Genomic DNA, 6,688 nt, shown 5'->3' on the forward strand with positions numbered 1-6,688 from the left:
GTGTTGTCATGGAACATTTAATCGGGTAAAACAACATAACGAATATTATCATTATCAATCATTATGTTTATTATGCCCTGTTGAGTCGTTCCAGTCGCAATGGCAGTATCCGTACGCGGACACGAAGCGACCCGACGCACCGAGTCGATCACCAGACGACCGCCCCAACCGCCCACACGACCCGATGACGACGCCTAACGACACGCCCGACGACACGACCCGACGCACCGACAGCACGACCGACGCGGACTCGACGACCCGTACCGACCGCCGGACGGAGTCGAGTACGACGACACCTTCTCCCCGGACGATCCCCGGTCGCACCCCGCTCACCGAGGAGGCCGGCGCGCCGCTGGTCCCGACGATCACGACCCGACGGGCCACCGAGACGCGGTCTCCCGGCTCGCCCCCGGCGACCGAGGCCCGCCGGCCGACCCGCCCGCCGACCGACGACGAGCGCGACGCGCCGCTCGTTCCCGACCTGCGTCCCGCCTCGCGGACGCGGACGGACGGGGGGTCGCGATGACGGCGAACGCCGCGCGTCGCTCCCGCGACCCCTCGACCGGATCGCCCGCCGAGGGCTCGTTCCGCCGCGCCGTCCCGATGACCGGGACCGGCGACGGCCCCCGACCCGATCCCACGACGTTCGCGCCGAGCGCTCGCCGCGACGGCGAGGGCCGCGGCGACCGACGCGCCGCCGCCGACCGACGCCCGATCGACCGACGCCGCGCCGGCGAGCGACGGGCGACGACGAACCGCACCGCAGCCGACGACTCCACGCAGTAACCCGATGAATCCCAACGAACTCGACGACGACGTCTTCACCAGAGATATCGACAACCCGGCCGGCCGCCGACTCCGCGAGCTGTTCGACGAGCAGGAGTACACGTTCGCGCCCGGGATCTACCACGCCCTCGACGCCCGCCTCGCGGAGATGGCCGGGCTCGACGCGGCCTACATGAGCGGCTACTCGACCGTCCTCGGCCAGTTCGGCTTCCCCGACCTGGAGATAGTCACGATGAGCGAGATGGTCGAGAACGCAAAGCGCATGGTCGAGGCGACGAACCTCCCCGTCATCGCCGACTGCGACACCGGCTACGGCGGCGTCCACAACGTCCGCCGCGCGGTCCGCGAGTACGAGAAGGCCGGCGTCGCCGCCGTCCACATCGAGGACCAGACCTCGCCGAAGCGCTGCGGCCACATCGCCGGCAAGCAGATCGTCTCCCGCGAGCAGGCCCGTTCGCGCTTCGAGGCCGCGGTCGACGCCAAGCAGAGCGAGGACACCGTCATCATCGCCCGCACCGACGCGTACGGCTCCGCCAACGGCGACTGGGAGGAGCACCTCGAACGCGGCCGGATCTACGCCGACGCCGGCGTCGACCTCGTCTGGCCCGAGATGCCCGACCCGTCCCGCGAGGACGCGGTCGAGTACGCCGAGACGATCCACGAGACCCACCCGGACCTCGATCTCGCCTTCAACTACTCCTCGTCGTTCGAGTGGGGCGCCCAGGAGGATCCGCTCACCTTCGAGGAGCTGGGCGACCTGGGCTACCAGTACATCTTCATCACGCTGTACGGACTCCACTCCGGTGCGCACGCCGCCTACGAGGACTTCGCGAACATCGCCGAGAACGACGAGGCGGCGCAGTTCGACCTCGAAGAGCGGTACATCGGCCACGAGACGGAGAGCCACCACGAGCTCTCCTTCGTCCCGCGGTATCAGGAGGTCGAGGCCGAGTTCGACCCCGAGGCCCGGCGGCGCCAGGAGGAGTCGGCCGGCTTCACCGAAGAGGAGAGCGACCCGATCACGGCCTCGGAGGGCGACGACTGATGGGCGGACCGGACGACGTGACGCTCCGGCGGAGCCAGCTCGCCACCCCCGGCTCCGACCCGAAGATGATCGAGCGGGCGCCCGACTCCGGCGCCGACGAGGCGTTCCTCGACCTGGAGGACTCCGTCGCGCCCGCGGCGAAGGTCGACGCCCGCGAGAACGTCATCGAGGGCCTGATCGAGTACGACTGGTCCGACACCCGGCCTTGTTACCGGATGAACGGCGTCGACACCCGCTGGTTCTACGACGACGTGATCGAGGTCGTCGGCCGGGCCGGCGAGTACCTCGACACGATCATGGTGCCGATGGCGAACAACCCGGAGACGGTCGCCACCGTCGACAACCTCCTGACGCAGGTCGAGGCGAACAACAACCTCCCCGTCGGCGAGATCGGGCTCCAGGCGCAGATCGAGTCCCCGGAGGCGATGACGAAGGTCGCGGACATCGCCCGCGCCAGCGACCGCCTGGAGTCGCTCGTGTTCGGTCCCGGCGACTACACCGCCAACGTCGGCGCCGCCGGCCTCACGATCGGCTCCGGCGGCGGCTACCCCGGCCACTACTGGCACTACCAGCTCGCGCGCATCGCTCACGCGGCGAAGGCGCAGGGGCTCCAGGTGATCGACGGGCCGTACGCCGAGATCGAGGACGCGGAGGGGTTCCGCGACTCCTGCCGCTGGGCGAGCCAGCTGGGCTGTGACGGCAAGTGGGCGATCCACCCGAGCCAGATCGAGCCCGCGAACGAGACGTTCGCGCCCTCTCCCGAGGAGGCCGAGAAGGCGCGCCGGATCGTCGACGCCTACGCCGAGGCGAAGGAACAGGGGAAAGGCGCCGTCTCGGTCGACGGCGAGATGGTCGACGAGGCGACCGACAAGATGGCCCGCGGTATCGTCGCGCGCGCCGAGCAGGCCGGGATCCTCTGAGCCCCCGGCGCGCGCCGCTCACTCCTCGTCCGCGATCGCGCCGAGATCTCGGAGCTCGTCGATGTCGCCCTCGCCGTAGCCGTACTCGCGCAGCACCGACTCCGTGTGTTCGCCGAGCGCCGGCGGGTGGCGGCGGACCGTCGTCGGCGTCCGCGAGAAGTGCATCGGCGACCCGGGGAACCGCACCGTGCCCGCGGTCGGGTGCTCCACCTCGGCGAGCATCCCGCGCGCCTCGATCTGCGGGTCGTCGAACACCTCGCCCACGTCGCGGACGCGGCTCGCGGGCACGTCGTGCGCTTCCAGCCGCTCGACCGCCTCGTCGGTCGTCATCGCCGCGAACGTCTCCTCTAACTCGCGTTCCAGCTCGTCGCGGTTCCGGACGCGCCCCTCGTTCTCCTCGTAGCGCTCGTCGGCGAGCAGGTCGGGGCGGTCGATCGCCTCGCACAGCGGCGGCCAGAACCGGTCCGACGAGCAGGCGACGACGACGTAGCCGTCCGCCGTCTCGTACGCCCGGTAGGGGACGATGTTCGGGTGCTTGCTCCCCATGCGTCCCGGCGGATCGCCGCTGGCGAAGTAGTTCGTCGCCATGTAGCTGGTCCAGGCGGCCTGCCCGTCGAGCAGGCTCACGTCGATCTTCTGTCCGCGGCCGTCGCCGAGCTCGCGTTCGAGCAGCGCAGCGAGGATCGCCTGCGTCGCGTACATCCCGGCGCCCACGTCGGCGAGCGCGACCCCGATCCGGACCGGCGGGCCGCCCTCGACGCCAGTGAACGACATGAACCCGCCCCGCGCCTGCATCATGATGTCGTAGGCGGGCTTGTCGCGGTCCGGCCCCCACTCGCCGTACCCGGAGATGCCGCAGTAGACGAGCCCCGGGTTCTCCTCGACGAGGTCGCCGTAGTCGAGGCCCCACTCGGCGGTCTTGCCGACGCGGAAGTTCTCGACGAGCACGTCGGCCTCGCGCGCGAGGTCGCGGACGACCGCCCGGCCCGCCTCGGTCGTCAGGTCCAGCTGGATCGACCGCTTGTTTCGGTTGACGCTGACGTAGTAGGCGCTCTCCGCGCCCTCGTCGCTCTCGCCGTCCCCCTCGCTGAACGCCGGGGGGACCCACGTCCGGGTCTGGTCGCCCGGGCCCGGCCGCTCGACCTTGATGACCTCCGCGCCGAGGTCGCCGAGCTGCATCGTACAGAACGGGCCGACGAGGACGCGCGAGAGGTCCAACACGGTGAGCCCGTCGAGCGGCCCCGCGTCGCCCTCGGGCTCTCGCGCCTCACCGACCACGCGGTCTCGCCTCCGTCGACCGCCGCCGTGTCCGGTTCATGCGATCCGGCACAGCCGCCGGGGTACTGAGTGTTGCGGCGTCGCCGCGGCCGACGGAAAACGAGCGTCGCCTCAGGCCGCGAGCGTGTCGATACCGTCGATCTCGACGTAGCCGTAGCCGCAGTCGGGACACCGCCACTTCGTCTTCTCGCCGAGGTGGAGCGTCATCGCCGCGGTCCGGTAGAACGAGCGAGTCTCGCCGCACGCGGGACAGTCCACGTCCTTTTCGAGCGCCATGTGCGCCGATCGATCCGGGCCGGTGTTGAACCTACTGATCCGACCGCCGCCGTCGCGCGCGGTCGGTCGCCGCGGTCCGCACCTCGTCGAGTCCGCCCGCGACGACGCTCTCACCGCGCCCTCACCACACCGGCGCGAGCAGCAGCGCGACCGTCGCCGAGATGAAGACGAGCTTGAGGGCGGTGTTGACGACGATCACCTTCGTGCCGAACGAGGGGCCCCAGATCCCGTACTGGAAGGGGATCGAGCGCCGGAAGGTCGAGACGGCGAACGAGAGGATGCTCCCGATGAGCAGCGACGCGACCGCGGTGCGGGTGGTGAAGACGCCGGCCTCGGTCCCGGCGAGCGTCGCCGCGCCCGCGGTCGTGTCGAGCGTGAACACCGCGATGACCGGGACCGCGGCGCCCGGCAGCCCCAGCACGCCCGTGATCGGCTCGGCGACGCTCGTCAGCGCCCGTACGTCGTAGGTGGTGACGATCCAGATGACGAGCGTGTAGACGACCGCGAGCCGCGGGACGATCCGGCGGAGCGTCCCCCACGACTTCTCGGCGGCGTCGCGGACGCGCTCGCGGCCGTCCCGGTCGTCCGCCTCGGGGCCGGTCGCGTCGACCTCGCCGAGCGCGGACCGGTCGACGTTCGACTCCGAGAGGAGGAGCCCGCCCGCGACGACGCCCGTGACCGAGATCAGCAGCGCGATGCCGGCGCGCGCGCCGACGTAGACGGCCCCCGTGGTGACGCCCAGGATCGGGATCAACACCGGCACGTAGTAGGTGAACACGTGCTGGACGAACCCGAAGAACGTGTTCATCACCACGGCGACGAGCGTCGCCCGGTCGTCGAGCAGGCCCGCCTCGCGGTACTCCGCGAGCGTCGCGTAGCCCGCGGTCGTCGACGCGGCGGTCGTGAGGATCGCCGTGCCGACCTCGTCCGGGAGGTTCGCGGGCCGGGTGAGCCACCCCGCGACCCCGGCGACGTACCGGACCAGCCCGAACGCGACGGCGACGTTGGCGGCGAAGACGCCGCCCGCGATGAACGCCGTGATCCGCGCCAGCCGTGGGACCACCTCCGCGAGCAGGACCGAGAGGTCGGCGGCGACTGACTGCACGGACCGACGTACGCGAGGGGCGCTCAAATGGGCGTCGGAACGCGCGCTCGTTCCCGCCGCGTCGGAACGGCGACCCGGCGTCGACGCGGGGAGCGAGAGCGGCGGCGCGCGGAGCAAGAGCGGCGGCGCGCGGAGCAAGAGCAGCGGCGCGCGGGGCTTATGTCCCGCCGCGGAGAACGGGGGGCCGATGGCTCCCGCCGAGGACGACATCTCGATCGACGAAAAGCGCGTGTACGCGGGCAGCGCCGGCCGCACCGACGCCTACGTCGCGACGGGGTCCGGGATCGTCCGCGTCTCGCTGTCGGCCGACAAGGTCGGCGCGTTCGACATGGTCGCGCGCGACCCGGCCCGCGACGTGGCCGTCCTCGCGCGCGGCGACGGCGCCGCCGACCTCGTCGCCGCGGCGACGCCCGACGGGCTCTCGGTCGCGGCGGTCGACGACGATCCGGAGTTCGAATCGGTCGACGACGACGCGGCGGTCGCGGTCGGCGCGGCGAGCGGGCGCGGCGACGCGACGGGAGCGCGCGACGGCGCGCTCCTCGTCGCCCGCGAGAGCGGCGCGGTCGAGCGCGTCGCGTTCGAGGCGGGCGGGACGGCGGTCGCCGCGACGGCGCGGCTCGGAACCGTCTCGGCGCCGCGCGCCGTCGACGGGGCGCTCGTCGCGGGCGCGGAGGGGGTGTTCCGCGTCGCCGACGGCGGGCTCACCGACGTCGGACTCGACGACGCCCGCGACGTGGCCGGCGCCGGGATGCCGCTCGCCGCGACCGGCGCGGGACTGTACTGGCTCGGCAACGGCTGGATGACGGTGCGGGAGGGGTCTGCGGACGCGGTCGCGGCCGACGGCGACGGCCACGCCACGGCGGTCGTCGACGGCGACCTGCTGGTTCACGCCGACGCGGGCGGCGAGTGGGGCGACGAGGCGTGGGAGACCGCCGAGCTCCCGGTGGACGAGGCGGTCGTCGCGCTCGGCTACGGCCCCGGCCTCTCGGTCGCGGTCACGGCGGCGGGCACGCTCTGCGTCGACGCCGGCGACGGCTGGCGGCACCAGGTGGTCGGCGTCCGAGACGTGGAAGGGGTCGCGCTCGCGGTCGTGGAATAAGACGAGCGATATGCGGAACCGTTCGGTTGCTCCTCCGCTGCCGCTGGCGCGATGAAGACCGCCGAAGCCCCGGTCGCGAGGCGGGCGCACGCTCGGTGCGCTCCTCGCTTGCTCACTCCGTTCGCTCGCTGCGGTGCTTCCGTCGCCTGCGCCCGCCTCGCGACCGCCCCTTCGAGTCC

Annotated in this window: 8 protein-coding genes; 5 read left to right on the forward strand and 3 right to left on the reverse strand. The window is 72.0% G+C overall.

The annotated features are described in order from the left end of the window. Positions 1-184: 184 nt before the first annotated feature. Genes EXE48_RS17965 through EXE48_RS17980 form a run of 4 tightly spaced genes read left to right on the forward strand, consistent with a single transcriptional unit; the run spans position 185 to position 2,751 of the window. Positions 185-526 (forward strand): hypothetical protein, encoded by a 342-nt coding sequence (locus EXE48_RS17965; protein WP_053772694.1) that lies wholly within the window; start codon positions 185-187, stop codon positions 524-526. Continuing rightward, positions 523-786, forward strand: a complete 264-nt coding sequence (locus tag EXE48_RS17970) for a hypothetical protein (protein ID WP_137712148.1) — start codon at positions 523-525, stop codon at positions 784-786. Before EXE48_RS17965 ends, EXE48_RS17970 begins: the two co-directional genes overlap by 4 nt. Positions 787-790: 4 nt before the next feature. Next, complete coding sequence (gene aceA / locus EXE48_RS17975; protein WP_137712149.1) at positions 791-1,831, forward strand: isocitrate lyase; 1,041 nt, start codon at positions 791-793, stop codon at positions 1,829-1,831. Next, complete coding sequence (locus EXE48_RS17980) at positions 1,831-2,751, forward strand: HpcH/HpaI aldolase/citrate lyase family protein (RefSeq protein ID WP_137712150.1); 921 nt, start codon at positions 1,831-1,833, stop codon at positions 2,749-2,751. Before aceA ends, EXE48_RS17980 begins: the two co-directional genes overlap by 1 nt. An 18-nt stretch (positions 2,752-2,769) precedes the next feature. On the opposite strand, the gene EXE48_RS17985 is transcribed toward EXE48_RS17980, so the two are convergent. From EXE48_RS17985 to EXE48_RS17990, 3 genes are all read right to left on the reverse strand, one after another. Next, positions 2,770-4,029: a CaiB/BaiF CoA transferase family protein gene (locus tag EXE48_RS17985; RefSeq protein ID WP_137712151.1), complete on the reverse strand. Its 1,260-nt coding sequence runs from the start codon at positions 4,027-4,029 to the stop codon at positions 2,770-2,772. Between the two features lie 111 nt (positions 4,030-4,140). Further along, complete coding sequence (locus EXE48_RS18895; RefSeq protein WP_167551924.1) at positions 4,141-4,305, reverse strand: DUF7838 family putative zinc beta-ribbon protein; 165 nt, start codon at positions 4,303-4,305, stop codon at positions 4,141-4,143. A gap of 121 nt (positions 4,306-4,426) precedes the next feature. Beyond that, the gene (locus EXE48_RS17990; RefSeq protein ID WP_053772690.1) at positions 4,427-5,410 is read right to left on the reverse strand and encodes a nucleoside recognition protein; all 984 of its coding nucleotides are present in this window, start codon (positions 5,408-5,410) and stop codon (positions 4,427-4,429) included. Between the two features lie 187 nt (positions 5,411-5,597). Between EXE48_RS17990 and EXE48_RS17995 the strand changes: the two genes are divergently transcribed. Beyond that, positions 5,598-6,509: an HVO_0234 family beta-propeller protein gene (locus EXE48_RS17995; RefSeq protein WP_137704415.1), complete on the forward strand. Its 912-nt coding sequence runs from the start codon at positions 5,598-5,600 to the stop codon at positions 6,507-6,509. The last annotated feature ends 179 nt before the right edge of the window (positions 6,510-6,688 follow it).

Source organism: Halorubrum sp. ASP1 (genome assembly GCF_005435135.1).
Taxonomy (GTDB): Archaea; Halobacteriota; Halobacteria; order Halobacteriales; family Haloferacaceae; genus Halorubrum; species Halorubrum tropicale.